Below are 26,468 nucleotides of genomic sequence, written 5' to 3'. Positions count from 1 at the left end.
TCGCGCTACATGCGCTGTATGTGCTGCACGCGTGGGCCGCGACCGGACGGCCACGGTGAAGTGGGGGGCCGGCATCCGGCGCCCGTCCCGGTGCACTCGCTGCCCGCGCATGACGAGGGGGCGGCGGATCGGGAGTCCGTCCGCCGCCCCGCTCGCCGGGTCGGGTCAGCCGTTCAGCGGCCCTTGAAGGCGGGCGTCCTCTTCTCCTTGAACGCGCTCATCCCCTCCTTCTGGTCCTCTGTCGCGAACAGCGCGTGGAACACGCGGCGTTCGAAGAGGAGTCCGTCGCGCAGGCCGGTCTCCAGGGCCCGGTCGACCGACTCGCGGGCCGCCCGGACGGCCGGGCGGCCGTAGGAGGCGATGGTCGCGGCGGCTTCCGTGGCCTCGGGGAGGACGTGGTCGTCCGGGACCACCCGTGACACCAGGCCAGCCGCCTCCGCCTCGCGGGCGTTCATCGTGCGGCCCGTGAGGATCAGGTCCATGGCCTTGGCGCGGCCCACCAGGCGGGTGAGCCGCTGGGTGCCGCCGATGCCGGGGATCACGCCGAGCTTGATCTCCGGCTGGCCGAAGACCGCCGACTCACCCGCGATGATCAGGTCGCACATCATCGCGAGTTCGCAACCCCCGCCCAGCGCGTAGCCGCCCACCGCCGCGATCTTCGGTGTCCGTAACCCGGCGAACTCCTCCCAGCCCGCGAAGTAGTCCTCCGCGGCCATGTCCACGGCCGACTTCCCGGCCATCTCCTTGATGTCCGCGCCGGCCGCGAAGACCTTCTCCGAACCGGTGACCACGAAGCAGCCGACCTCCGGGTCGCGGTCCAACGGGCGGAGCACGTCCAGGAGTTCGGCCAGCAGCTCACTGCTGAGGGCGTTCAGGGCGTGCGGTCGGTGAAGTCGTACCGTGACGACGCGGTCAAGACGTTCGATCTTGAGGGTGTTCATCGACTGTCCCTCTCCGTTTCCCTTGGTCCTGACGGTTCGTCATGAGTCCCAGATCGCGCCGTACGCGGGTATGCCGCGCCGCTCCAGACCGTGGACGACCTGCCAGGTCAGCTTCTTGTTGGAGATGCAGATGACGGCCTCGGCGCCGAAGTCGCGGTACGCGGTGTACGCGAGCCGCACCATGTCCGGTTTGCCGTGCTGGGAGGTGTCCCAGACCAGCGCGTTCGGCTGGACGGCGAGGATCTCGTCGACCAGGTCGTCCCCGTAGGTCCTGCGGGGATCACGGGTCGCCCACACGAGCCGTGAAGGCACCTCGGCGGCCAGCAGATGCGGCAGACAGGGGCCGATCCCGCTCCCGGTGGCCACGTAGACCACCTTGCTGAACAACGTCTCGATGTTGGCGACCCCGGCCGTGGTGATGCCCTTGACCCAGACCTTCGGGGGCGCGTCGTCGATGAACGAGCCCGTCCAGTCGCCCGCACGGGAGATGGTCAGCCGGAAGCCGGGTTCGCCGGGGGAGGGCACGTTGGCGAAGGAGTGCCACTCGGTGAGCGGGCTGCGGCTGATGGCGGTGGAGGACCCCGCGAACGGGGTCACGCCGTGGTCGAAACGGGCCAGCGCTACGTGCGCGGAGGGCCTTTCGATCCGTACGTCCACCTTGCGCAGCCGCAGCCAGGGCAGGGCGACGCTGAAGGTGACCACGGCCAGCACCCCGAGGGCGACCGGCCCTTGTCCGGCCAGCAGCGTATGCGTCCAGAACAGTGCGAGGGCGCTCCAGCCGCCGAAGCGGTGGATCTTCTCGAAGTGGTCGTGGAAGCGGGAGCGGAAGGGCGGCAGGGCGGTGGCGACGATGACGGCGAGCAGGGCGACCAGAGTCCAACCCACCGTGACCAGTGGCCGGTTGGCGCCGTCGGCGGTCGACGCGACCGTTCCGGCGAGGAACCACACCGCTCCGGCCAGTGCCCCGCCCACGTGCAGTCCACCGAAGTGGTACACCTTCCCGAGCGTCCACCGTGCCTTCAGCGGCCAGCTCGTCGGAGCCCGGGTCGCCAGTCGGAAGAAGAGGTTGATGACGTACTGCTGCCGTACGACCACGGCGAGCGCGAGGTTGCCGAGGGCCGCGTAGCCCATGGTCTCGGCGTCCGGTGCCCAACTCGTCGCCGCCGGCACTCCGATGTTGGCCAGTATCACCAGGGCCGCCAGGCGGTTGTAGTGCATCAGGCGGGGGTGCTTGAGGAGGCGACGGGGCGCGGACGTGAGGGGAGGGAGCTCGGCGAGAGCGGCGGGGGGTGTGGGGGGTGCGGGAGGCGCAGGGGATGCGGGAGGTACGGGAGGCGGTGCCTGCCGGGTGCCTCCGGTCTCCGTCGACGCGGTCTCGATGGACGACGTCATCGGACCGCCCCCTCTCGTACCGCCGACACCGGCAGCAGGGTGGCTCCCTCGCCGGGAACCGGCACCGCCCGCGCGGCCTCCTCCCGCTCCGCCGCCAGCCGCAGCAGTGCGCCCCGGTCGACCTTGCCCCGGTCCGTCTCCGGCAGCGCGGCGACCGGGAGGACCGTGGCCGGCACGCAGTAGTACGGCAGTGCGTCGGCCACCGCGCGCCGGGCCGTGTCCGGGTCGACGTCGGCCGGGCACACGAAGGAGATCAGACTGCGGGCGTCCCGCTTGAGGGTGACGGCGCGGGCGCAGCCCGCCACCGACTCCAGCACCGAGGAGACGGAGTCGAGTTCCACGCGGAAGCCGCGGACCTTGACCTGGTCGTCGGTACGGCCCAGGTGCTCCAGTTCGCCGTCCGGTGTCCAGCGGCCGAGGTCGCGGGTGCGGAACATACGGCGTCCGCCGCCGAGGAAGGGGTCGGGGGCGTACCGCTCGGCGTTCAGCGCCTCGTTGTCCAGATAGCCCGCCGAGACGCAGTCGCCGCCGGCCCACATCTCGCCGACCTCCCCGATGGGCAGCGCACGCCGGTGCTCGTCGAGGACGTACACCGTGTTGTTCGGGGTGGGGCGGCCGATCGTGAGGAGGGCGTCGTCCACGCGGTGGCGGCGCATCGTGTTGACGATCGTCGTCTCCGTGGGCCCGCAACAGTTGTGGAAGGCGGACCGCCGGGCCCAGGCGTCCGCGAGCGGCCGAGGGCACGGCTCGCCCGCGACGGCCACCGTCCGCACCTGGGGGCAGTCCGCCGGGTCGATCCCGGACAGCACCGTCGGCGTCGCGATCAGCACGTTCGCCGTACGGGCCGCTGCCGCGACGTCCTTGCCGCGGACGACGAGCGTGCCGCCGTGGGCGAGGCAGCCGAGGATCTCCCAGGCGGCCATGTCGAAGGCGATGTTGAGGAGCTGGGCGACCCGGTCACCGGGGCGGATGCCCAGGTCGCCGGGGGCGGTGAGGAGGATGTTCGCGACGTTGCGGTGGGTGACCTTCACGCCGTTGGGCTTGCCGGTCGTACCGGAGGTGAACAGGACGTAGCACCCGTCGTCGGGGCGTACGGGCCGTTCGAGGCGGACGGGGCCTTCCGGGGAGAGGTCGGTGAGATCGTCGTCGAGGGTGATCAGGCGCTGTCCCGCGCCGGCCGGAGGCACCCGCAGCGTGTGCTCCGACTGAGTGAGGACGACCCGGATCCCGGCGGTGCGGATGACGTGCCGCAGCTGGGCGGCGGGGGTGAGTCCGACGTCCTGCGGGACGTACGCGGCACCGGCCTTCAGCGTGCCGAGCAGTCCGACGAGCATCGGGAGGGAGCGGCGTACGAAGAGGCCGACGTGATCGCCGGGCCGTACGCCCTCCCGTACGAGTCTGGCCGCGAGCCGGTCGGCGCGACGGTTCAGCTCGCCGTACGTGATCGTCGTGCCCTGGTGCTCGGCGGCGACCGCGTGCGGCGTGGCGATGGCCCGCCGTTCGACGGCCCGGTGGACGAGGGGGTGGGGGACGAGGACTTCAGGGCCTTGGCCGAACTGCCAGAACAGGGCCCTGTCTCGGGGGGACAGATGGCTCAGGGGCATGCCTCACAGACCTCCTGGCTGTGTGGGAAGAAGATGCCTCGGGCTACTGAACGCTGACGTGCCTCGATCATGTGGAAATGTCGAGCATCGTGCGGAGGTGCGGAGCGGCAACACCGAAGTGCGGTGGCGGCTCCAGTAGTTTCAACGTTCAACGTGGTCTGCGTCACTGACAAAACAAGTCACATGGCTGGACTCACGGCACACACGACAGCTCCCGCCCAGACAGACGACAGGAGCCTCACGTACCGCGTCTGCAACGGCTCGGCGGGGCCGGGGTCTCCACCGTGGGTGTGGTCGAATCCGGCCACCACGTACCCTCGGCTCGCCAGGGCCTCGGTCGGCGGGGTGAACGTGGCGCGGGGTCTGGCGAGGCCGGGCGGGAGTCCGGTCCGGGGCGCCCGGTCCAGGGTGACCCGCTCGAAATCGGTCGCATAGGCTGGGTTCGGTGTCGCCGGTGAAGAGGCGCAGGCCGCGGCGGCGTGGGCCCGCCGTCCGTCGTAGGGAGGCGTTCGAGTGGCAGCGGCTGGGGGCCGGTCGACGAAGCGACTCCAACGGGGGACTCTCTCCCAGGGGCTCATCGTGGCGACCGCGCTGCGGATCCTCGACGAGGACGGGCCGGACGCGCTGACCTTCCAGCGGCTCGGCAAGGAACTGTCCTCCTCCGCGACCGCGGTCTACCGGCACTTCGCGAGTCGCGACCACATCATGGTCGCCGTGGCGGAGGAGATCGACAGGCTCTGCCTGGACGGGTACGAGCCCCACGAGTCATGGACCGAGTCGCTGCGGGACCTGGCGATCCGTGCCTGGAACACCGCCATGGAACACCCGGCGGCCGCCGCGCTCTGCATGGGGCGCGTCACCCGCGGCCTCAACGAGCTGCGTGCCGTCGACGCCGTCCTGGAGGCGTTCCACCGCGGCGGCTGGCGCGGCCGGGCGGCAGTCCTGCACTACCAGGCGTTCTCGAACTTCGCCCTCGCCATGGCGAGCAACAACGCCTGGCGGCTCGTCAACCAGCGGTTCGGCGCCGAGGTCAGCTGGGTGCAGGAGTACCAGCCGGCCGACCCCGCCACGTACCCCTACGCCGAGGCGGCCAAGGAGCACCTGCGCAGCCTCGACATGACGGACGTCTTCCACCGGCAGATGGACATCCTCCTCACCGCCCTCCAGGCGGAGGCGGCGACGCTCCCGCGCGACTGACACGCGCCACCCGCAGGACTCCACCACAGCCGAACGACAGGGTTCCGCCACTCCACGGCCAAAGATAGTTAACGCTATTGACTACGCCGTTAACTACGCGGCATTCTCTCCCCACCGAGAGCTCCACGGACCGCTCCCACGCAGCGTCCGCCGAGCGCCACGCGCACCGCCTCCGGCCCGAACCTGCTCGCGCTCGTCCCGCAGATCCCGTGCGACCCGCGCCGAGCGCGACACCCCTCTCCAGGAGCACCCATGCGCCACACCCGTACCCGCGCGGTCCCCGTGACGGCGGCCGTAGCCATGACGGCCGTCCTCGCCGGCTGCACCACCACAGGCGCCACGTCCTCAGATCCGGGCGGCGGCGACGCCGGCGGCGCGACGAAGATCCGGACGACGATCGACGTGCCGGCCAGCTTCGACCCGGTCAAGGCGCTGTCCCTGCCCGACTACGTGCTGGCCCGCAACGGTTACGACACCCTCGTGCGCAAGGACGACGGCGGGCTCGTCGGCGGCCTGGCCACCGACTGGAAAGCCACGCCGACCTCGGCGACGTTCACCCTGCGCACCGACGCCACGTGCGCCGACGGGACGCCGATCACGCCGAAGATCGTCAAGGCGTCCCTCGACCGCTTCGCCGATCCCAAGACGGCGGCGCCCGACCTCCCCATGGTCTTCGGCCCCGGCAACAAGGTGAAGGTGACCGCCGACGACGCGGCGAACAAGGTGGAGATCGCGCTCACCAGACCGTGGGGTGACATGGTCACCGGTCTGTCGGTCGCGAGCACGGGCATCGTCTGTCCGGCGGGACTCAAGGACGTCAAGGCCCTCGCCGCCGGAAAGGCCAAGGGCTCGCAGTCCGGCCCGTACCTGCTGGAGAAGTCCCAGTCCGGCGTCTCGTACACCTACGCGCTGCGCCCCGAGTACAAGGCGTGGCCGGCCTGGCGCACGAAGATCCCCGGCAAGGTCGCCACGACCGTGGAGTACCTGGTCTCGCCCGACCCGACCGCGACCGGCAACCTCGTGACCAGCGGTCAGCTCGACATCGGCAAGATCGACGCCTCGGGCATCCCGCGCTTCGACGGCGTGAACGGCCACAGTGTCAGCATCAGCCGGTTCTCCGACTTCTACCTGCTGTTCAACGAACGCCCCGGCACCGTCTTCGCGGACGAAGCCACCCGCCGGGCGGTCGCCCAGGCCGTCGACCGCGCCGCCTTCACCAAGGTCGTCTCCAAGGACACGGGCGAGCCGTCGACGATGTTCGTGCAGAAGGCCATCCCCTGCAACGACCCCGACTCCTCGTCCCTCGTGCCGAAGGACAAGGCCGCGGCGTCCGCCGTGCTCAAGGGCAAGAGGATCCGCCTCGTCGGCCCCCAGGTCGTCGGGCCCGCCGGCGCCGGGAACCAGTACATCCAGGAGGCGCTGCGGGCCGCGGGCGCGGACGTCACCCTCGCCAACGTCGACGTCGGTGCCTGGGTCGGCACCGTGTTCGGCAAGCCCGACGCCTGGGACCTCACGGTCTTCGCCGACCTCAACTTCCTCGGCAGCGTCGCCAATCCGCTCGCCAAGTTCGTGGGCCCGACCGTCCCCGAGGGCGGCGGCAACCTCGGCGCGGTGAAGAACCCCGCCCTGGACAAGGCCTTCGCCCAGGGCGTCGAAGCGACCAACGAGGGGGCCCGCTGCGCCGCCTACCAGAAGGCCGCCAAGGCCCTGATCTCGAACGTGGACGCGGTGCCGCTGGTCAACGACCCGTTCATCTACGCACTGCGCGAGGGCTTCAGCGCACAGATGCTCGGCGGCTCGCTCGACGACCCGATCCTGCGCATCACCGGCTGACGGACCGGCCCTCCGCACCCCCTCGCACCGTTTCCGACACAGGAGCCCCCTGGTGATCGACCCTTACAGCACCGCCCAGCAGATCGCCGACCTCATCCGCACCAAAGAGGTCAGCCCGGTGGAGGTGGCCGAGACCTATCTCGACCGCATCGAACGGATCAACCCCGCCGTCAACGCCGTCGTCTGGCTCGACGCCGACGCCGTGCGCACGGCGGCCGTCCGGGCCGAGCGGGCGGTGCTGCGCGGCGAGCCGCTCGGCCCGCTGCACGGCGTCCCCGTCCCCATCAAGGACCTCAACTCCCTCGCGGGACAACCCAACACGATGTCCTCACTGGCCGTCCGGGACACCCCGAGGACCACCACGGACCCCGACGTCCAGCTCCTCCTCGACGCCGGCGCGATCCCCCTCGGCCGGACCAACTCGCCCGAGTTCGGCGCCCTGACCGTCTCCGAGAACGCCCGGCACGGCAAGACACGCAACCCGTGGAACCCGGCGCACACCTCCGGCGGGTCGAGCGGAGGCGCGTCGGCGGCCGTCGCGGCCGGGCTCGCCCCGGTGGCACACGCCTCCGACGGCGGCGGATCGATCCGGGTCCCGGCGTCCGTCACCGGCCTCGTGGGCCTCAAGCCGAGCCGGGGCCGCGTGCCCGCGTTCGTCCGGGCCTGGGAACACTCGACGACCGAGGGCGCCATCACCCGCACCGTGGGCGACACGGCCCTCATGCTCGACGTCATGGGCCGTGCCGACCGGCTCGCCTGGTACAGCGCGCCCGACCCGGTGCGCCCCTACCTCGACGAGGTCGGCGCCGACCCCGGGCGGCTGCGGATCGGCCTGCTCCTCGACGCGCCGACCGGGCTGCCCGTCGACGAGGAGTGCCGCACGGCGGCGCTGACGGCCGCGCAGGCCCTGCGCGACCTCGGGCACGACGTCGTCGAGGCCCGCCCGAAGATGTTCTCCTACGAGGCGATCATGGGCTTCACCTGGACGATCATCAGCGCCTCCACCTACGCCATCGACGTCGACGACCCCGACGCGGTGGACCCCTACATCCGGCGCCGCCGGGAGACCGCCCTGGAGGTCACCGCCGGCGACTACGCCCGGACGGCGGCACGCCTACAGGCCGAGTCGCGCGACGTGGTCGCCCAGTGGGGCCGGGACTTCGACGTTCTCCTCACCCCGACCACGGCGGTCGTGGCGCCGCCGGTCGGCCCCGTGTACGACGAGGCGAACTCCGACCCGGACGGTCCGCGGGCCACCGAGACCCGGATGGTCTCGTTCACCGCGTTCGTCAACATCGCCGGGCTGCCCGCCATCTCGCTGCCCGTCCACACGACCGCCGACGGCCTCCCGGTCGGCGCCCAGCTCATCGGCGCACCCTACGACGAGGCGACGCTGCTGAGGCTGTCCGCCCAGCTCGAACCGCGGTTCCGCTGGCACGAGCGGCGGCCGGACGACGCGGCGCTCGCGGGGGCGTTGTGAGTGCCGGGCCCGCGCTCCCGGCCGGGCCGCTGCCCGCCGCGGTCGTCAAGCGGGCCCCCGGCCTGCGACTGGGCGGCGGATGGGCCGGGTTCGCCGTCCGCCGGGCGGGCGGCCTGCTGATGTCGATGCTGCTGCTCGTCGTCGTGACGTTCCTCATCGTGCCCCTGCTGCCGGGGGACCCGGCCCGCGCCATCGCCGGCACCAACTCGTCCCCGGCCACGCTCGCGGCGATCCGCGAACGACTGGGCCTCGACGAGCCGATGACGACGCGGTTCGTCCACTACCTCGGCGACATCGCGTCCGGGCGCCTCGGCACCTCGTTCCGGTTCGACACCCCCGTCGCGGACATCGTCTCGACCCGGCTGCCGTACACCGTCCAGCTCGTCATCCCGGCCGTGCTGCTCTCCCTGCTCATCGCCGTCCCGCTGGGCATGACCGTCGGCGTCCTCACCCGCGACGGACGCCGCCGCAGGCTCGGCGTCGCCTTCGGCACGGTCGCCGGACTCCTCGCGTCGGCACCGGTCTACGTCGTCGCGACCCTCCTCATCGTGCTGTTCTCGATCAGCCTCGGCCTGCTGCCGTCCGGCGGCGCCACGACACCGAGCGCGCTCGTCCTGCCGATCGCCGCGCTGTGCATCGGCCCGGCCTTCGCCATCGCCCGGGTCGTCCGGCAGGAGACGGCCTCCGTCCTCGCCCAGGACTACATGAGGACCGCCCGCGGCCACCGCCTCGGATCCGTGCGCCTCCACCTGCGCCACGCGCTGCCCAACCTGGTGACGAGCGTCCTCACCCTGAGCGGTCTCGTCCTCACGTCGCTGCTCGGCGGCACGATCATCCTGGAGAACGTCTTCACCTATCCGGGGCTCGGCACCGAGGTCGTCCAGGCGATCATCTACAAGGACTATCCGGTGATCCAGGGCATCATCCTCGTCGTCGGCATGCTCGCCCTGCTGGTCAACCTCCTCGTCGACGTCGTCCTCGGGATCGTCGACCCCCGCACTCTCGACGGAGGCCGGCGTGGCCACTGACACGACCGCGCGCCGGTGGCGCCGCAACCCGTCGCTGCTGGCCGGCGCCGTGATCCTCGGACTGCTCGTCGTCGTGGCCCTCGTGGCCCCGCCGCTGCTGAGCGGTTCCGCCGAGACCCTCACCGACGACGCCCGGCTGGGGCCCGGAGCCGAACACCTCCTCGGCACCGACGCCTTCGGCCGTGACGTCCTCGCCCGGGCCCTCGTCGCGACCCGCCTCACCCTGCTCATGGCCGCCGCCGCCACCGCCGCCTCGTTCGTCGTCGGCGTCGCGATCGGCGCGCTCGTCCACCTGGCCCCCCGATGGCTGCGCGAGACCTGTCTGCGGCTCATCGATTCGGCGGTGGCGTTCCCCTCGCTCGTGCTCGCCCTCGTCATCGCGGCGGTGCTCGGACCGGGGACGGGGTCCGCGATCGTCGCCATCGCCGTCGCCGGCATCCCCGGGTTCGCCCGGCTGACGGCGAACCTCGCCGCGACCGTCGCGGACAAGGACTACGTGCTCACCGCGCGGCTGCTCGGCGTTCCCGGCCCGCGCATCCTGACCCGGCACGTCCTGCCGAACATCAGCGGGCCGCTGCTGGTGCTCCTCAGCTCCAGCTTCACCCTGTCCCTGCTCGACATCAGCAGCCTGTCCTTCGTCGGCCTCGGCGTGCAGAGCCCGCAGTACGACTGGGGCCGGCTGCTCAACGAGGCGCTGCCGTCGATCTTCGCCCAGCCGTCGGTCGTCCTCGCCCCGTCGATCATGCTCATCGTCACCGGTGTGGGCGCCATGCTCCTCGGGGACGGCGTGGCCTCGCTCGTCGACCCGCGCACCCGCGGCACGGCGCCCGCGGCGACCGGGGCGGCGGACGCGGCGGTACCGGCCACCCCGGCGAAGGAGGCTCGCGCGCCCCGGGCACCGGGCGGTGCGGGGGCCACGGCCGGCACGGAGCCGGACGGTCTGCTGACCGTCGACGGGCTGACCGTGCGGGCCGGTGACCGGACACTCGTCGACGACGTGTCGTTCACCATCGGCGCCGGGCGGATCGTCGGCCTCGTCGGGGAGTCCGGCTCGGGCAAGTCGACCATCGCCATGGCGGTCGCGGGCCTGCTCCCCGAGGGGGTCCGGGCGAACGCGTCCCGCCTCGCCCTCGGTGACCTCGACCTGCTCGGAACACCGCCGGGCCGGCGCCTCGCCACCGAGATCGGCATCGTCTACCAGGACCCGATCGGCACGTTCAACCCCGCGCTGCGGCTCGGCGCCCAGCTCACCGAGGTGGCCCGGACGCACCTCGGGACATCCCGTCGTCAGGCCCGGCGGGACATGGCCCGCGCCCTCGCCGACATCCATGTCACCGAGCCCGAGCGGCGGCTGCGCCAGCACCCGCACGAGCTGAGCGGCGGCATGCTCCAGCGTGCCTCGATCGCCTCCGCGATGACGACGAACCCGCGTCTCCTCATCGCCGACGAGCCGACCACGGCACTCGACGTCACCGTCCAGGCGGAGGTGCTGCGGCAGTTCCGCCGCATCAACCGCGAGCACGGCACGGCGATGCTGTTCATCTCGCACGACATCGGCGTGGTCGGCGTGCTCTGCGACACCGTCCTGGTGCTCCACGGCGGCCGGGTCGTCGACCGTACGACGGGCGCCGACCTGCGCCGGGGCACGGTCACCCACCCGTACACCCGCGCGTTGCTCGCGGCGACGCCCGCCGCGGTCGAGGCCGGCGCGACCCTCAGCGCGGTCCGGTGGACGGCCGACACGGCTCCGGCCCAGCCGGACGGGACACCGCGCGACGGGACGCCGCTCGACGGGACTCCGGCCGACGGGACGTCGCTCGACGGGACTCCGGTCGGCGGGACGCCGCTGGACGGGACTCCGGCCGACGGGACGTCGCTGGGCGGGACGCAGCCGGACAAGGCACCGCCTGATGCGATGCCGCTGGACGGGATACCGGCGCACGGGACGCCACCGGACGACCTGTCCGACACAGCCGCGGGCCGCCCGCCGGCCGCGGAAGGGAGCCGCTGATGTCCGCCACCGCCACCACCGCACCGGACGCGGGGACGGCCGACCCGCTGCTGCGCGTCGAGGACCTCACCGTCGAGCTCGGCCACGGCGCCGCGGCCCGCAGGGTGCTCAAGGGGGTCTCGTTCGACATCCCCCGGGGCAGCACCCTCGCCCTCGTCGGCGAGTCCGGGTCGGGCAAGACGACCCTCGCGCGGACACTCGTCGGTGTCCACCGGCCGTCGGGGGGCCGGATCCTCGTGGACGGCGCCCCGCTGCGCGGCGCACGCGGACGGGAGGGAGCCGCGACGGTCCAGATGATCCCGCAGGACCCGTACTCGTCGTTCGACCCGCGGCGCACCGTCGCGCAGTCGCTCGCCGAGGCGCTCGATCCGGTCCGCGCCAGGGTCGGACCGGTCCGGACCCGGATCGCCGAACTGCTCGGCCAGGTGAGCCTCGACCCGGACGGCATGGACCGCTACCCGCACGAGTTCTCCGGCGGCCAGCGGCAGCGGCTGGCCATCGCGCGGGCCCTCGCGCCGCGCCCCCGGTTCGTCATCGCCGACGAGATCACCTCGGCCCTCGACCTGACGACCCAGGCCGAGATCCTCAACCTGCTCGCCGATCTGCGCCTCCGACTCTCGCTGACGATGCTGTTCATCTCGCACGACCTGGCCGTCGTCCGGCACGTGAGCGACACGGTCGCGGTCCTGCTGCACGGGGACCTCGTCGAACTCGGCCCGACCGCGGCCACCTTCGCCGAGCCGGACCACCCGTACACCGCCCGGCTCCTCGCGTCCGTCCCGGGCGACCCGAGGTTCCGTCTCGACGACGAGCCCGCCACGGTCTGAACCGATCGGACACCGTCCCACTCCCGGCCCGCCGACCCCTCCCCGTCGGCGGGCCGGAACTGTTGTTTCGCTCGACGATTCCGCCGTACGTGCTTGATTCCATCGTTCGCACGCTTGAATCGAGCGTTCGGATGCGGCATGGTGCTTGAAGCAGGCATCACGCCTGCCGGATTCGCACAGGGGAGAGGTCCGCATGGACGACATCGACCGGGCCATCCTGCGGGAGTTGCAGGTCGACGGCCGGATCCCGTACGCCGATCTGGGCCCCAAGGTGGGGCTGTCGCCCTCGGCCGCGAGGCTCCGGCTCCAGCGGCTCATCGACGCCAAGGCGGTCCAGGTCGTCGGGGTGACCGACCCGATGACCATGGGCCAGCAGGCGATGGCACTGCTGGGCCTGCGCGTCGACGGCGATCCCCGCGCGGTCGCCGACGAACTGTCCCGGCACGACGAGGTCGTGTACACGGTCCTGACCTCCGGCGGCTTCGACCTGTTCGCCGAGGTGGTGTGCCCCGGGCCGCGGGACCTCCTGGACTTCATCAACGACGTCGTACGGCCCGTCGAGGGCGTCGCGGCCGTGGAGAACTTCCCCTACTTCGCGATCCACACCCACCGCTTCCTGTGGCACGTCGACTGAAGGCTCCACCGACCGAGGCACCCGTCCGAGCCCCGTCCCGCCCGCACCAGCCGAGGAACCCCGCATGCAGCCCGACGAGCACCGCACGATCGACTTCTTCTCCGAGGACGCCCTCCCCGCGCCCCGCCTGGCGCCGGCCGAGGCCGAGCACATCGCCGCCGCCCACCTCGGTGTCACCGCCCGCGCGCAGGCGCTGGGCAGCCAGCAGGACGCCAACTTCCTGATGCACGCCGAGGACGGGACACCCACGGCGATCCTGAAGATCGCCAACCCCGCGTTCGGCGCGGTGGAGATCGAGGCCGCGGACGCGGTCGCCGACCTGATCGCCGCGGCCTGCCCGGACCTGCGGATCGCCACCGTCCTGCGCCGCCCCGACGGCTCCCCGCGGCGTACGACGGTGGAGACCGACAGCGGTCCGGCCGTCGCGCGCCTGCTGCGCCACCTGCCCGGCGGCACCCTCTCCGGACCCCGGCACCTGTCTCCCGGCACCGTCGCGGGCATGGGCACGCTCGCCGGGAAGGTCAGCACCGCCCTGCGCGACTTCCGGCACCCCGGCCTCGACCGTGTGCTCCAGTGGGACCCGCGGCACGCCGATCGCGTCGTCGCCAAGCTCGCCGGGCACATCGCCGAACCCGACCGGCGCGCCGCCGTCCTGGCCGCGACCGAGGATGCCTGGGCCCAGGTCCACAGGCTCGCCGACGCGCTGCCCTCGCAGGCCGTGCACATGGACCTCACCGACGACAACCTGATCCGCCGTCCCGACAGCCGTCCGCCCCTGCCCGACGGGATCATCGACTTCGGTGACGTGACCACGAGCTGGGCGGTCGGCGAACTCGCCATACCGCTGTCCTCGATGCTCCACCACGACGGCGTCGAGCCCCACCATGTGCTGCCGGCCGTCCGCGCCTTCCACGCCGTCCGGCCGCTCTCCGCCGAGGAGGCCGACGCGGTGTGGCCGATCGTGGTGCTGCGCGCCGCCGTCCTGGTGGTCAGCGGACGGCACCAGGCCGTCGTCGACGAGGGCAACGCCTACGCCAAGGACGCGCTCGACCATGAATGGCGCATCTTCGAACAGGCCACCAGCCAGCCCCTGCCGGTGATGACCCGCCTCGTCAGGGACGCGGCCGGCCTCGCCGACGCACCCGCCCGGACCGCTCGCGCCGACGCACCCGTACGCCCTCTCGTGCGGGACCTCGCCGCAGCCGACATCACCCTCCTCGACCTGTCCACCGACGCCGATTCCATGGACCACGGGGCCTGGACGGACCCCGGCACCGAGGACCGGCTGACGACCGCCGCCCTCGCGGACGGGGCGGCCGCCGTCGCCCTCCCGTACGCCCGTCCGCGCCTCAGCCGGACACCGGCGCTGTCGGCGCTGTCCCCGGCCACGGTGCCCACCGGGATCGACCTCCGGCTCGGCCGGGACGTCGTCGTGCAGGCGCCCGCCGAGGGGACGGTCGGCGTCGCGGCGCCGGGCCACGTGGAACTCACCTACGGCACACAGGTGCTGTCGCTGTCCTTCCCGCACACGGACCGGCCCGTCGTCACCACCGGCGCGACGGTGCGGGCGGGCGAGGACGTCGCCCACCTCACCTCCGGTGCCGCGGTCCACGTCGCGCTGCGCGACGCCGGCAGCCCCGCCGCCCCGCCCCTGGTCCGCCCCGAGTACGCCGCCGGCTGGCTCGCGCTCACCGCCGACCCGGCCCCGCTCCTCGGCCTCCCGAGCGACCCGGGCCGCGCGGACGAGAAGGACCTGCTCGACCGGCGCGACGCCGTGTTCGCCACCGTGCAGGAGCACTACTACGCCGACCCGCCGCGTATCGAACGGGGTTGGCGCCACCATCTGCTGTCCACCGACGGCCGCTCGTACCTCGACATCGTCAACAACGTCACCCCGCTGGGCCACGCCCACCCCCGCGTCGAGGGAGCGGTGTCCCGGCAGTCGCGGCGGCTCAACACCAACTCGCGCTTCCACTACGCCTCCGTGGTGGAGTTCACCGAGCGCCTCGCCGCGCTCCTGCCCGACCCGCTGGACACGGTGTTCCTCGTCAACTCCGGCTCGGAAGCCGTGGACCTGGGTCTTCGGCTGGCCATCGGGGCCTCCGGGCGGCACGACGTCGTCGCGCTGCGCGAGGCGTACCACGGCTGGACGTACGCCTCCGACGCGGTGTCCACCTCGCTCCAGGACAACCCGAACGCCCTGGCCAGCCGCCCGAGCTGGGTGCACACCGTGGACTCGCCGAACTCCTACCGCGGCCGCCACCGCGGGCCGGACGCCGTGCGCTACGCACCCGAGGCCGTGGCGCTGCTCGACGAACTGGCCGCCTCAGGCCGCCCGGCGGGCGCGTTCATCGGCGAGACCTACTACGGCAACGCCGGGGGAGTCGCCCTTCCCGACGGCTATCTCGCCCAGGTGTACGAGGCGGTGCGGCGCCACGGCGGTCTGGCCGTCGCCGACGAGGTCCAGGTCGGATACGGCCGCCTGGGGCACTGGTTCTGGGGCTTCGAGCAGCAGCGGGTGGTGCCCGACATCGTCTGTGTCGCCAAGGCCATGGGCAACGGACACCCCCTCGGCGCCGTCATCACGTCCAAGGCGGTCGCGGACCGGTACCGCGACCAGGGCTACTTCTTCTCCTCCACCGGCGGCAGCCCCGTCTCCAGCGTCGTGGGCCTCACCGTCCTGGACACCCTGCGCGACGAGGACCTCCAGGGCAACGCGGTCCGCGTCGGCGGCCATCTGAAGAACCGGCTGGAGGCGCTGGCCGACCGCTACGACATCATCGGCGCCGTCCACGGCTCGGGCCTCTACCTCGGCCTCGAACTCGTCCGGGACCGCGAGCGTCTGGAACCCGCCACGGAGGAGACCGCCGAACTCTGCGACCGCATGCTCGACCTCGGCGTGGTCGTCCAGCCCACCGGGGACCACCTCAACATCCTCAAGATCAAGCCACCGCTGTGCCTCGACGCCGCCGCCGCCGACTTCTTCGCCGACATGCTCGACGTGGCCCTCGGTCAACTCGGCCACTCCCGCTGACCCCGAGCGGACAGAGGCCCCCGAGTGACGACAGCCCCTGGCGGGGGCGCCGGAGCGGGCGGCGCGCCGTGATCTCGGCGCCCTCCACCCACTGGAGGCAGCCGCAGCCCTCGTGACTGAGGTTCAGCCGAGTGACGCGACGAGGCGGTGGCTGTGGCTCCAGTACTCGCGCTCCTCGGGAGCCTCCAGGAGGACGAGCGGATAGCCGTAGTCGGGCGTGGGGACGATCCCGTAGTCGCGTCGACGGGCCCGGGCCGCGGCCCTGCGCAGGCCCCCGGGCAGCGGCGGCACGACCGTGCTCCGCCGCCTGCACCATAGCGGTGTGCGGCACGCCCTCGGCACCTCGCACGCGCGACACCTCGTGAGGTCCTCCCGCTCGGCTGCGGCGACAGCGACAGCGACAGCGACAGCGACAGCGACAGCGACAGCGACGGCGACGGCGACGGCACGTACGTACGTGGAATACGTACTCCTACCGACGTGTCCCTGACAGCCGTGGCGTTTCCTTGCGTGCATGACGACACCAGGCGTGCGGGCGAGAATGCCGAAGAGTGTGAGGCTGGCGACGGTGGGGGTGTGGGTCCAGGCCGTGCTGAACGCGGCCGCCGGAGCCCTGTTGCTGGCCGTGGTGAGCGACGCGGTGGAACACGGTCAGGACGAGGGGGTCGGGCTGATCCGGTTCGTGGCCGTGCTGTCGCTGCTGATCGCGGCGGCGCTCCTGCTGTGCGGCGTTCTCGTGGGCAAGAGGTCGAACGCGATCCGGGTCACGGTCGTCGTCGTCGAGGCGGTGAGCCTCGTCGGCGGTGTGCTGGGGCTGCTCCAGGGCGGCGGCGTCTCGGTCCTCCCCGGTATCGTCTTCGCCCTCGCCGTGCTGCGGGGCTTCAGTTCCGCGGAGGCCAGGAACTGGTTCGACCGATGAGGCACCCGCCCTCCCACGCCCGGGGCCCCTGTGCGGGGTCCCGGTGAGCACCGGCCTCTTCCTCACATCAACAGGCCCTGCCACGACCATGGTTCGGCGGGGCCGCTCGACCTCGTCCCGAGGGAGTCACATGCGTACATACACCGCGGCCGCGGTCCTTTCCAGCGCCGTCGTCCTCACGTCACTCGTCCTTCCGGGGCCCGCCCGGGCGGCGGAGCACCCCGCCGCGACCGGTCTCGGGGCCTTCTCCTCGGGCGGCGTCCGGCCGGACGCGCTGGGCGGCACCACCTTCAAGGACGGCGTCGTCAACAAGGGCAAGGACATCGTCCTCGGCGTGCGGGGCAAGAAGGCCGTGCCCGTCACCTTCACCGCCTTCGACGAGGAGGGCGTGGCCGTCACCCAGGCGTTCCTGTGGCAGGGCACCGACAGTTCGAGCACCGACACCATCACCGGCGGCCTCGGGGCGGACGGCGACCCCGCCTGCACGGAGACTCCGGTCCAGGACGGCTACAGCTACAGCTGCCGAACGGTCTTCACCATCGACCCCGCGGTCGCCTTCAAGGACGGCAACGGCACCGCCGGGACCTGGAAACTCTTCCTCGGCGCCTACGACCTCTACGCGAACGCCAGTTACGACGACGACGTCGCCAGAACCAGGATCAAGCGGGCCGCCGAGCTGACCGCCGACGCCTCCCCGGAGCCGGTGCGGCGCGGCAGGACCATCACGGTCACCGGCAGACTGACCCGCGCCGACTGGGCCACAGGCAGGTACGCGGGATACGCCTCCCAGCCGGTGCGGTTGCAGTTCCGCAGGCAGGGCAGCAGCACCTACACCACCGTCAAGACGGTCAGGACCGGGAGCGGTGGCGCCCTGCGAGCGACCACCAGGGCAGGCGCGGACGGCTCCTACCGCTTCGTCTTCGCCGGCACCACCACGACCGGCCCCGCGACGGCGCCCGGCGACCACGTCGACGTCAGGTAGACGGCCGAACCCGGCCCGGACCGCGGTGGCCGGTGCGTACAGGGGCGCACCGGGCACCGCCCGGGACACCCGGCGGGTCTGAGGGGTCCTCACTCCTGCTCCGCGCGGGCGTCCCCGAAACGGCTCCCGGAGCGGCGGCGCGCCATCAGTGTGGCCAGGGCCGTACGCGAGGAGACCCCCGTCTTGCGGAAGGCGCGGGAGACATGGGTCTCCACGGTGCGCCGGCTGACGTAGAGCCGGTCCGCGATGGCCCGGCTGGTGAGGCCCTGCGCCACCAGCTCGGCGATCTCCAGCTCCCGGGCGGTCAGGGTGGCCAGCAGCTCGGTGAGCTCGGCGCGGTCCGGGGAGCCGTACGGCGCCTCGGGGCCGCCGCCGGGCGGACGCGTCGTGTCGGCGAGGCCGACCAGCAGACCGCTGCCGCCGGCCTCGGCGAGCCGGCGACCCCGCACCCAGGCCTGCCCACCGGCCCGGCCCCGTCCCGCCGTCGCCTCCAGCGGGGCGCCGAGCAGCAGGGAGTGGGCCTCCCAGAAGACCGCGCCGCAGCGGGCGCTCTCCTCGGCGGCCTCCGCGAACAGGTCCGCCGCGGCGGCCGTGTCCCCTCGCGCCAACGGCAGATGGGCGGTGCTGCGCAGCGCCGACGCCCGCTGCATCGGCAGCCCCAGCTGTTCCGCCTCCTTCCGCGCCCGCTCGGCCCAGCCCCGGGCCTCCTCCGGCCTCCCCGTCACCAGCGCGGACGTCACCAGGATCTCCAGGTACAGCGGCCGCATCGAGGGCTGCATCCGCTGTAGTTCGGGGCCGCCCGCCCGGAGCATCGCCTCCCGCGCGCGCACCGGGTCGCCGGCCATCAGCGCGGCCCAGCCGAAGATGCACCAGGCCGTGGAGGCCCACCAGTCGACCCCCGTGCCGGCCGCGGCCACCGCCTCCTCGGCGACGGCGAGCGGACGCGGATCGCCCGGCGGGCAGGCGGCGACGAGGGCCGCGGCCTTGCTCGCCAGGACGAACGCCAGCAACTGGTCGCTGCCGATGCCACGGGCGATGTCCTCGGCCCGGTCCGCCAGTTCCAGCGCCGAGGAGATCCGGCAGGTCTGGACCCGGACATGGGACAGGCACAGCAGCAGATGGGGCACGACATAGAGCTGGCCGCTGCGGCGGGCGATGGCGAGGCCGCGCTCCGCGTGCCGCTCGGCGTCCGGGTAGTGCTCCAGGAACGCCTCCGCCCAGCCGAGCCGGGCCAGCGGTTCGCACAGCGCGGTGAGGTCGTTGTCCGGCAGGGAGTCCACCAGGGCGGCGGCCTGCCGGGCGAACCCGTGCGCCGCGCTCATGTTGCCCTCGTACGCCTCGCCCAGGGCGGCGACCGCGAGGACGCCCGCCTCCCCGACCTCGTCGCCCGTGGACCGGGCCGCCGCGAGCGCCGCCTCGACCTCGCCGCGCACCCGGGCGTACGAGGTGTCGCCGTGCTCGGGCGCGGCCGAGCCGAGCTCCAGGCCGAGCCGGACCACGTCGGCGGGCGCGGGGTCGCGGGCCAGCTCGCGGCGCAGCAGCGCGACGGCCTCGGTGCGGCGCCCCAGATGACGCTCCACCAGCGCGCACAGGACGACCGCCCGCACCCGCAGCCCCCGGTCCTCGTCGGCGGCCGGGGAGGCGGCTGGTCGCCGTGGGGTGGCGATCAGCTCCTGGAGCAGGTCGCGGCTCTCGCGCAGACCACCGCACGCGGCCAGGGCGCGGGCCCGCCGCAGCGTCAACCCGCGTCGCCGGGCGGCGTGTTCGGGAGTGTGGGGGAGGTGGCGGAGCGCCACGTCGAGCCAGTGGGCGCAGCTCGCCGGGGCCGTCCGGGCGGTACGTGCGGCGGCCTCGACGAGCACGGCCACCGCCTCCGGGTCCCAGGCGGTCAGTGACTGTTCCACATGGTGGGCCCGCTCGGCGGCGGAGGCGCCCGCGCGGGCCAGTTCCCGCGCGGCGAGCCGGTGGATCTCGACGCGCCTGAGGTAGGGCGTGCTCTCGTGGACGAGGGTCCGCACGACCGGATGCCGCAGGGTCAGCAGGCCCTGTGGGCCGGAGCGCAGCAGGTCGCGGCGGGTGAGGGCGTGGACGTCGGCGGTGAGGGCGGTGCCGGAGCGGCCGGTCACCCGGCCGACCATCGCCAAGGTGGCGTGCTCGCCCAGGACCGCCACGGCCTCGACGATGCCGCGCCGGGCAGGGGAGAGCACGGTCAGTTCGTCCAGCAGCAGGGTGCCGAGCCCGGGCGGCGCGCAGGACTCGGGCGCCGTGCCCCCGCGGTGGGCCTGGAGGAGGGTCAGGAAGTAGAACGGGTTGCCCTCGCTCGCGGCGTGCAGCGCGGCCGTCTCGGCGTGTGGCAGGGCCGGGCCGGCCAGTTCGGCGCAGTCGCGTGCGCTCAGCGGACCCAGGGCGAGGCGGACCACCGTGCCGGTGTCGAGCTCCCGGGTGAGCCTGGCGGCGAGGGACTCGGGGCTCTGGCGGTCACGGCGCGTCACGGCCAGGACCACGGGGGCGTGCACGGGATGGCGTACGAGATGGTCCAGCAGCTCCAGGGACGCCGGGTCCGCCCAGTGCAGGTCGTCGAGGGCCAGCAGCAGCCCGGACGGGGCGGCGAGCCGGGCCAGCAGCGCGGCCGTGGAGCGGTGCAGGGCGAAACGGTCGACGGCGTCGCCCCGCTGGAGGAGCGGCGCCACCGCGTCGGTCTCCTCGAAGCCGTCCAGGGCGTGCGGGTCGAGGTGGGCGAGCGCGTCGGTGAACAGTTGGAACGGCACCTGCCGCTCGTACTCCGTGGCCCTGCCGCGCAGGACCGTCATGCCCCGCCGGTGCGCCCGTGCGCACACCTCGCCGAGCAGCCGGCTCTTGCCGATGCCGGCCTCACCGGTGATGTCGACGAGCCGGGAACGGCCGCCGTCAGGGGGCTCCCCGACTCCCGCCGCGCCTCGGGATCCCGCGCCTCCCGCCGCGCCACGGGACCCGCCGCCGCTCGCCGTGCCACGGGACCCGCCGCCGCTCGCCGTGCCGCGCGCGTCGGCCGCCGCGCGGTCGAGCAGCGCGTCGAACCGGGCCAGTTCGACGGAGCGGCCCAGCAGCGGAGTCCCACCTCCGCCAACTGCCGTGTGCCCTGCCACAGTTGCCCCCTGACTTCACATTCCCCTCACATGTCATTCTCTCCCGGTGATCGTCAGGCAACCCCGGGGGGCGCCTGGCCCTCATACCTGTCGAAGCGCCGGGATATTCGCAGAGGAGCGTTCCGTTGGCTCGTCAGTTGTCGCGCCGGAAGTTCGTCGTGTACTCGCTCGCGGCGTCCACGCTGACCGTCGCCGCGCCGCTCGGCTGCGACGCGACGGCGGCGGAAGGCGCCGAGGCCGCCGACTCCGCCCCCCGTCGGCCTTCCGACGTCCTGGTGACCGGTACCGACGAGGAGATGCTCGTCCTCGAGGTCACCAAGGCCAACAGGGTCGTCGTACGGCTGCCGCGCGTCGAGGTCGGCCAGGGCGTCACGACCGCCGTCGCCATGATGATCGCCGAGGAACTGGACGCCCGGCTCGCCGATGTCGACATCCCGCTCGCCGACGCCCGCACCAAGGGCAACCAGTTCACCGGCGGTTCCAGCTCGGTGAGTTCGCTGTACGGCCCGGCCCGCGAGCTGGCCGCCCTGGCGCGCGCCAAGCTGGTGACCGCGGCGGCCAGACGCTGGAGGCTTCCCGCGCGGACCCTGAAGACCCGGAACACGAAGGTGGTCGCGCCGGACGGCCGCTCGGCCACCTTCGGGTCGCTGACCGCGAGCGCCGCCCGGATCACCCGGCCGGCCGTGTCGAGCCGGCCCAAGCCGGCGTCCAGGCACCGGGTGATCGGGAAGGCGACCACCCGGATCGACGCCCGCGACATCGTCACCGGCAAGGCGGTGTACGCCGGTGACCTGACGGTGGCCGGGGCGAAGCCGACCGTGGTGGCCCGGCCGCCGACGCTCGGCGGGAAGGCCGTCTCGGTCGACTCCCGGGCCGCGCGGGCCATGCCGGGCGTCCACGCGGTCGTCGAGATCGCCGGAGGGGTCGCCGTGGTCGCGGACACCTTCCACCACGCCTTCACCGCGCGGGACGCCCTGCGGATCACCTGGGCCCCGGGCCCGCTCGCGCCGCTCTCCGACGCCGCGATCCGCTCACGGCTGCGGGCCGCCGTCCCCCGGCTCGGCACCCCGCCGCGCGGCTCCACCCAGACGGAGGCGGAGTTCGAGTTCGCCTTCGTCAGCCACGCCCCGATGGAGGTGCTGACCGCGGTGGCGGACGTCCGCGCGACCCGCGCCGAGATCTGGTTCTCGTCCCAGACGCCGATGTACGCGCGGGACAGCATCGCCTCGGCGGTCGGGCTGCCCGAGGCCAAGGTCAAGGTTCACGTCGTACGCGGCGGCGGCTCCTTCGGCCGGAGACTGAACCACGACGCCGCGATCGAGGCGGCCCTCATCTCGAAGGCGGCCCGCCGACCGGTCAAGCTGATGTGGAGCCGCGCCGACGACCTCCGGCACGGCAGGATGCGCCCGGCCAGCCACCACCGGATCCGGGCCAGCCACGCACGCGGCCGGGTGGTGGCGTTCACCCACGCGATGGCCTCCGTGACCGAGACGTTCGAGGCGCAGGGGCCGTCCGCGCGGGAAACCGCCCAGGGGCCCGGCCAAGGGCCCGCCCAGGGCCGGGTGACCCGGGCCGCCGCCCGCGCCGCCGGACCGCTGCCCAGCGACAGCGGGCTGTACAACTTCGGCCGTGTCTCCGGGGATTCGGGCTCGGTCGAACTGGCGATGCCCCTCGGTGCCTGGCGCTCGGTGGACTCCGGGACGATGCGCACCGCCGAGGAGATCGTCGTCGACGAGGTCGCGAGGAGCCTGGGCAAGGACCCGGTGGCCTTCCGGCGCACCACCCTCAGGAACAAGGCCGTCAAGGCCGTGCTCGACAAGGTCGCGGACGCCGGTGACTGGGGCCGGACCCTGCCCGCCGGCCACGCGCAGGGCGTCGCCGTCCACGAGGAGTACGGCTCCCGCGTGGCGTGCCTCGTCGAGATCGACGCCGCCGACCCGGAGAACCCCCGGGTCACCAAGGTGGTGATGGCGGCCGACGTCGGAACGGCCGTCAACCCGCGCGGACTCGAGGCACAGCTCATGGGCGCGGCGATCGACGGCATCTCCACCGTCTTGCGGGCCGGCCTGCACATCGACCGGGGCGCCGTCCGCGAGACCAGCTACGCCGACTTCGCGTACGCCCGCCAGCGGCACGCCCCGCTGCTGTTCGAGGCCCACATCATGCCCTCACGCCGGGAACCGGGCGGGGCGGGCGAACTCGGCGTGCCCGCCGCGGCCGGCGCCGTCGCCAACGCCTACGCGCGGGCGACCGGCACCCGGCCCCGCCGTTTCCCCCTCAACTTCTGACCCGACTCCGAGAAGGTGCCGATGCCGTCCTACTCCTTCGTCCTCAACGGGAAACCGGTCACCGTCGAGGCCCCGGCCGACATGCCGCTGCTGTGGGTGCTGCGGGACATGCTGGACGTCACCGGCCCCAAGTACGGCTGCGGCGTCGGCGTCTGCCGCGCCTGCACGAGCCACCTGGACGGCGAGGACGTCCAGCCCTGTGTCGTCCCGGTCGCGGACTGCGCGGGCCGTGCGGTCACCACGATCGAGGGGCTGGCCGACGGTGACGAGCTGCACCCCGTGCAGCGGGCATGGCTCGACCGAGACGTCGCGCAGTGCGGCTTCTGCCAGCCGGGCCAGATCATGGCCGCGGCGGCGCTGCTGAAGAAGACGTCCCACCCGACGGACGCGGACATCGACCGCATCGAGAACGTCTGCCGTTGCGGCACGTACTGCCGGATCCGCGAGGCGATCAAGCAGGCCGCGGCGCAGGACTGACGGCTCAGCCGCACTGCCGCCGGACACGAGCGGAGGCCCCCGCTCACTAAGGTGTTTCCGCCGGTCACCGGCGTGCGGCAGCCGCGAGGCCCCGGATGCTGCCCGTTTCCCTGCCGGGGTCGCGTCGGCCCTGCGGCACGCGACCTCGGCGTACCCGGGGACCGGCGGGCAGGGGGCGGGCCGGGGCGCGGGCGATCACGGGGGCTCAGCCCTGGTCGCCTGAACTCTTCTCCAGCTCCTGCGCCGCCTCGACGAGCGCCCGCGCGCCCTCCAGGTCCTCGCCGAAATCCACGGTCAGCGCGCAGTCGGCGCCCGGCTCCCAGAGCATGGCGACCTCGTGCTCCCTGCTCCGGACACCGCTGACGAGGGTCGCCACGTCCTGATCACCGATGTCGTGCAGCCCCAGTCTGACCGTGCAGTCGATCTCCTTGCTCAGCCGCATGGCGCCTCCAGATCGTCGACCCCTGCGGCCAGTCTGCGCCTCACTCGAATGCCGCGCACATGGAGCGGCCCGGTCAGCACCTGGAGCGGCCCGGTCACCCCGCGTCACACGCGTCGCCGTCTCCCGCGTCGCCGGGTCGGCCGCCGGGGCCCCCGCGCTCAAGGCCCGCTTAAGACCCGCTCGGCAGGCTCGGTCCGGCCACCGGCAGTGGTGGTGGGCCCGGTTCCGGGACGGGGCGCGGGTCCGTAGCGGCGATCTCGTACCACCGAGAGCGCCGCGCGACGGGCGATTCAGTGAATGGAGACACCATGGCCACGGTTGTGAGCACCGCCGTGGGCGAGCGGACCGGACCGCTGGACCGGCTGCGCGCCCTCCACGCCGAAGGACGCCTCGCCGACGCGTACGACGAGGTGCCCGGTCTGCTGTCCGAGCTGGCCGCGGCGGGCGACCCCGCCGGACCGCCCGCCCCGGACCTGGCGCGGGCCGGGCAGCTGCTCTCCCGGCTGGACCGGGAGGAGGTGCTGCGCGAGCACCCCGGCACCGAGACGATCACCGTCGCCGTCACCGGCGGCTCCACACTGAGCGGGCTCACCGCCCCGCTGACCGCCGAACTCGCCCGGCACGGCCTGCTGGGCAGGCTGACCGAGGGCGACTACGGCGCATGGCGGCGCGACCTCCACGACATCTCCAGCGACGTCTACGCCGCCGACCTCGCGCTGTGCGTCCTGGACGCCGAGATCGTCTTCGCGGAACTGCCGCACCCCTGGTCGGTGGAGGACGTCCAGCGCGTCCTCTCCGGCAAGCTCTCCCTGATCGGCTCGCTCGCGGAACGCTATGTCACGCGCGGCGCCGGCACCCTGGTGCTCAACACCGTGCCCCTCCTCCGCACCCAGCTGCGCCGCCTGGTCGACGCCCGCTCCAGGGCCCGACTCGGTGTGATCTGGCGGGAGTTCAACGCGGGGCTGCTCCGGCTGGCCGCCGTGCACGACCGCGTCCACGTCGTGGACCTCGACCCGCTGATCGCCTCCAGCGGCCCCGTCAACGAGCCCCGGCTCGCCGCCTACGCCAAGGTGCAGTTCGGCGAGGAACTCCTCGCCGGCTACGCCCGCGAGGTCGGCCACCTGGCCCGGGTGCTGCGCGGCCGCACCAAGAAGGTGCTGGTCGTCGACCTGGACAACACCCTGTGGGACGGCATCCTCGGCGACGACGGCCCGGACGGCATCGCCGCCGCCACCACCTACCGGGGCGAGGCGTTCGGCCGCTTCCAGAAGGCCGTCGGACAGATCGGCGCCCAGGGCGTCCTGCTCGCCGTGTGCAGCAAGAACGACATCGAGCCCGTCCGCGGAGTGCTGCGCGACCACCCCGACATGGCCCTGCGGGAGAGCGACTTCGTCCAGGTCACCGCCAACTGGGAGCCCAAGGACCGGAACCTGCTGGAGATCGCCCAGAAGCTCAACCTCGGGGTGGACAGCTTCGTCTTCGCCGACGACTCCCCGTTCGAGTGCGGGCTGGTGGCCCGCAGCCTGCCCGGTGTCGCCGTGGTCCGCCTCGACGAGGAGCCCGCCCTGCACATCGAACGGCTGCTCGCCGACGGCTGGTTCGACGTGCGGGAGCTGACCGCCGAGGACCGCGCCCGCGCGACCCAGTACCGCACCGAGGTGGCCCGCCAGGACCTCCTGGAGAGCGCCGACTCCATGGAGGAGTACCTCGCCGAACTGGGCGTCGAGGTCTCCTTCTCGCCCGTACGCGACCACGAGATCGCCCGCGTCTCCCAGGTGACGCTGCGGACCAACCAGTTCAACCTCACCACCGAGCGGCTCCAGCAGGCCGACGTACGGGCCCGGCACGAGTCCGCCGACGGGCTGGTGCTGGCCATCCGCTCCGCGGACCGGTTCGGGGACAACGGCCTCGTCGGCGCCGTCCTGGTGAGCGGCGCCGAACCGGCGGGCGAGTGGCACATCGACAACATGCTGCTGAGCTGCCGGGTGTTCGCCCGCGGCATCGAGCAGGCCTGCCTGACCGCCCTGCTGCACGAGGCCCGGGCCCGGGGGGCGGGCGCCGTGCACGCCCGCTACCGTCCGACGGCCAAGAACCACCGGGTGCGCGACCTGTACCCGTCGATGGGCTTCGCCGAGACGGGGCAGGACGCGGACGGCACCGTGTCGTTCCGGCACGACCTGTCCGAGGAGAACCTGCCGACGCCGCCGGCGCATGTCCGGCTGAGCGCGGACATCGCCCGGCGTTCGTCCTGAGG

Annotated in this window: 19 protein-coding genes; 13 read left to right on the top strand and 6 right to left on the bottom strand. The window is 73.2% G+C overall.

The window, feature by feature from the left end; translation table 11 throughout:
* Nucleotides 1-173 precede the first annotated feature (173 nt).
* Genes SMA5143A_RS35435 through SMA5143A_RS35425 form a run of 3 tightly spaced genes read right to left on the bottom strand, consistent with a single transcriptional unit; the run spans nt 174 to nt 3,937 of the window.
* Nucleotides 174-941: an enoyl-CoA hydratase-related protein gene (locus SMA5143A_RS35435; protein WP_107466926.1), complete on the bottom strand. Its 768-nt coding sequence runs from the start codon at nt 939-941 to the stop codon at nt 174-176.
* Nucleotides 942-980: 39 nt separating this feature from the next.
* Nucleotides 981-2,321, bottom strand: coding sequence for a hypothetical protein (locus SMA5143A_RS35430; RefSeq protein ID WP_375136582.1), 1,341 nt, complete (start codon nt 2,319-2,321; stop codon nt 981-983).
* 8 nt (nt 2,322-2,329) lie between these two features.
* Nucleotides 2,330-3,937: an amino acid adenylation domain-containing protein gene (locus SMA5143A_RS35425; protein ID WP_107466924.1), complete on the bottom strand. Its 1,608-nt coding sequence runs from the start codon at nt 3,935-3,937 to the stop codon at nt 2,330-2,332.
* Between the two features lie 579 nt (nt 3,938-4,516).
* On the opposite strand from SMA5143A_RS35425, the gene SMA5143A_RS35415 reads away from it, so the two are divergent.
* The 8 genes from SMA5143A_RS35415 to SMA5143A_RS35380 all read left to right on the top strand — a co-directional run bounded on the left by SMA5143A_RS35415 (nt 4,517) and on the right by SMA5143A_RS35380 (nt 15,981).
* On the top strand, nt 4,517-5,134 hold the full coding sequence (locus SMA5143A_RS35415; RefSeq protein WP_107466922.1) for a TetR/AcrR family transcriptional regulator: 618 nt from the start codon (nt 4,517-4,519) through the stop codon (nt 5,132-5,134).
* A 252-nt stretch (nt 5,135-5,386) separates the two neighbouring features.
* Nucleotides 5,387-6,967 carry an ABC transporter substrate-binding protein gene (locus SMA5143A_RS35410; RefSeq protein WP_107466921.1) on the top strand — a complete coding sequence of 527 codons (1,581 nt, stop codon included), beginning with the start codon at nt 5,387-5,389 and terminating at the stop codon, nt 6,965-6,967.
* A 52-nt stretch (nt 6,968-7,019) separates the two neighbouring features.
* Nucleotides 7,020-8,447, top strand: a complete 1,428-nt coding sequence (locus SMA5143A_RS35405; RefSeq protein WP_107466920.1) for an amidase — start codon at nt 7,020-7,022, stop codon at nt 8,445-8,447.
* The gene (locus tag SMA5143A_RS35400) at nt 8,444-9,475 is read left to right on the top strand and encodes an ABC transporter permease (protein ID WP_107466919.1); all 1,032 of its coding nucleotides are present in this window, start codon (nt 8,444-8,446) and stop codon (nt 9,473-9,475) included. Before SMA5143A_RS35405 ends, SMA5143A_RS35400 begins: the two co-directional genes overlap by 4 nt.
* On the top strand, nt 9,465-11,486 hold the full coding sequence (locus SMA5143A_RS35395) for a dipeptide/oligopeptide/nickel ABC transporter permease/ATP-binding protein (protein WP_107466918.1): 2,022 nt from the start codon (nt 9,465-9,467) through the stop codon (nt 11,484-11,486). Before SMA5143A_RS35400 ends, SMA5143A_RS35395 begins: the two co-directional genes overlap by 11 nt.
* On the top strand, nt 11,486-12,313 hold the full coding sequence (locus tag SMA5143A_RS35390; RefSeq protein WP_107466917.1) for an ATP-binding cassette domain-containing protein: 828 nt from the start codon (nt 11,486-11,488) through the stop codon (nt 12,311-12,313). The genes SMA5143A_RS35395 and SMA5143A_RS35390 overlap by 1 nt, the downstream gene beginning before the upstream one ends.
* 193 nt (nt 12,314-12,506) lie before the next feature.
* The gene (locus SMA5143A_RS35385; RefSeq protein ID WP_055522752.1) at nt 12,507-12,947 is read left to right on the top strand and encodes an Lrp/AsnC family transcriptional regulator; all 441 of its coding nucleotides are present in this window, start codon (nt 12,507-12,509) and stop codon (nt 12,945-12,947) included.
* Between the two features lie 64 nt (nt 12,948-13,011).
* Complete coding sequence (locus tag SMA5143A_RS35380; protein WP_107466916.1) at nt 13,012-15,981, top strand: aminotransferase; 2,970 nt, start codon at nt 13,012-13,014, stop codon at nt 15,979-15,981.
* A gap of 123 nt (nt 15,982-16,104) precedes the next feature.
* On the opposite strand, the gene SMA5143A_RS43240 is transcribed toward SMA5143A_RS35380, so the two are convergent.
* Complete coding sequence (locus tag SMA5143A_RS43240) at nt 16,105-16,272, bottom strand: hypothetical protein (protein WP_181362170.1); 168 nt, start codon at nt 16,270-16,272, stop codon at nt 16,105-16,107.
* A 250-nt stretch (nt 16,273-16,522) separates the two neighbouring features.
* Between SMA5143A_RS43240 and SMA5143A_RS35375 the strand changes: the two genes are divergently transcribed.
* Both SMA5143A_RS35375 and SMA5143A_RS35370 read left to right on the top strand, forming a co-directional pair.
* Nucleotides 16,523-16,900: a hypothetical protein gene (locus tag SMA5143A_RS35375; protein ID WP_107466915.1), complete on the top strand. Its 378-nt coding sequence runs from the start codon at nt 16,523-16,525 to the stop codon at nt 16,898-16,900.
* A gap of 130 nt (nt 16,901-17,030) precedes the next feature.
* Entirely contained in the window at nt 17,031-17,882 is an 852-nt protein-coding gene (locus SMA5143A_RS35370) for a hypothetical protein (RefSeq protein WP_107466914.1), read from the top strand.
* A gap of 89 nt (nt 17,883-17,971) precedes the next feature.
* Here the strand turns inward: SMA5143A_RS35370 and SMA5143A_RS35365 are convergent, their stop codons facing one another.
* On the bottom strand, nt 17,972-20,968 hold the full coding sequence (locus tag SMA5143A_RS35365) for a helix-turn-helix transcriptional regulator (protein WP_107466979.1): 2,997 nt from the start codon (nt 20,966-20,968) through the stop codon (nt 17,972-17,974).
* Between the two features lie 164 nt (nt 20,969-21,132).
* On the opposite strand from SMA5143A_RS35365, the gene SMA5143A_RS35360 reads away from it, so the two are divergent.
* The gene (locus SMA5143A_RS35360) at nt 21,133-23,295 is read left to right on the top strand and encodes a xanthine dehydrogenase family protein molybdopterin-binding subunit (RefSeq protein ID WP_258193919.1); all 2,163 of its coding nucleotides are present in this window, start codon (nt 21,133-21,135) and stop codon (nt 23,293-23,295) included.
* Between the two features lie 21 nt (nt 23,296-23,316).
* On the top strand, nt 23,317-23,772 hold the full coding sequence (locus SMA5143A_RS35355; RefSeq protein ID WP_107466912.1) for a (2Fe-2S)-binding protein: 456 nt from the start codon (nt 23,317-23,319) through the stop codon (nt 23,770-23,772).
* A 205-nt stretch (nt 23,773-23,977) separates the two neighbouring features.
* Here SMA5143A_RS35355 and SMA5143A_RS35350 read toward each other — a convergent pair whose 3' ends face one another.
* Nucleotides 23,978-24,214: a hypothetical protein gene (locus SMA5143A_RS35350; RefSeq protein ID WP_107466911.1), complete on the bottom strand. Its 237-nt coding sequence runs from the start codon at nt 24,212-24,214 to the stop codon at nt 23,978-23,980.
* A gap of 308 nt (nt 24,215-24,522) precedes the next feature.
* Between SMA5143A_RS35350 and SMA5143A_RS35345 the strand changes: the two genes are divergently transcribed.
* A complete protein-coding gene (locus SMA5143A_RS35345) occupies nt 24,523-26,466 on the top strand; it encodes an HAD-IIIC family phosphatase (protein WP_107466910.1) in 1,944 nt (647 codons plus the stop codon).
* The last annotated feature ends 2 nt before the right edge of the window (nt 26,467-26,468 follow it).

This window comes from Streptomyces sp. MA5143a, assembly GCF_900290235.1.
Lineage (GTDB): Bacteria > Actinomycetota > Actinomycetes > Streptomycetales > Streptomycetaceae > Streptomyces.
Note: the sequence above shows the minus strand (reverse complement) of the source record. Positions and strands in the feature narration are given on the sequence as shown.

What these genes read in the sequence shown, in the direction of transcription:
- SMA5143A_RS35385 (WP_055522752.1), top strand. Translation starts at nt 12,507, where the DNA reads ATGGACGACATCGACCGGGCCATCCTGCGGGAGTTGCAGGTCGACGGC.
- SMA5143A_RS35410 (WP_107466921.1), top strand. Translation starts at nt 5,387, where the DNA reads ATGCGCCACACCCGTACCCGCGCGGTCCCCGTGACGGCGGCCGTAGCC.
- SMA5143A_RS35350 (WP_107466911.1), bottom strand. Translation starts at nt 24,214, where the DNA reads ATGCGGCTGAGCAAGGAGATCGACTGCACGGTCAGACTGGGGCTGCAC.
- SMA5143A_RS35435 (WP_107466926.1), bottom strand. Translation starts at nt 941, where the DNA reads ATGAACACCCTCAAGATCGAACGTCTTGACCGCGTCGTCACGGTACGA.
- SMA5143A_RS35375 (WP_107466915.1), top strand. Translation starts at nt 16,523, where the DNA reads ATGCCGAAGAGTGTGAGGCTGGCGACGGTGGGGGTGTGGGTCCAGGCC.
- SMA5143A_RS35355 (WP_107466912.1), top strand. Translation starts at nt 23,317, where the DNA reads ATGCCGTCCTACTCCTTCGTCCTCAACGGGAAACCGGTCACCGTCGAG.
- SMA5143A_RS35345 (WP_107466910.1), top strand. Translation starts at nt 24,523, where the DNA reads ATGGCCACGGTTGTGAGCACCGCCGTGGGCGAGCGGACCGGACCGCTG.
- SMA5143A_RS35425 (WP_107466924.1), bottom strand. Translation starts at nt 3,937, where the DNA reads ATGCCCCTGAGCCATCTGTCCCCCCGAGACAGGGCCCTGTTCTGGCAG.
- SMA5143A_RS35380 (WP_107466916.1), top strand. Translation starts at nt 13,012, where the DNA reads ATGCAGCCCGACGAGCACCGCACGATCGACTTCTTCTCCGAGGACGCC.
- SMA5143A_RS35390 (WP_107466917.1), top strand. Translation starts at nt 11,486, where the DNA reads ATGTCCGCCACCGCCACCACCGCACCGGACGCGGGGACGGCCGACCCG.
- SMA5143A_RS35370 (WP_107466914.1), top strand. Translation starts at nt 17,031, where the DNA reads ATGCGTACATACACCGCGGCCGCGGTCCTTTCCAGCGCCGTCGTCCTC.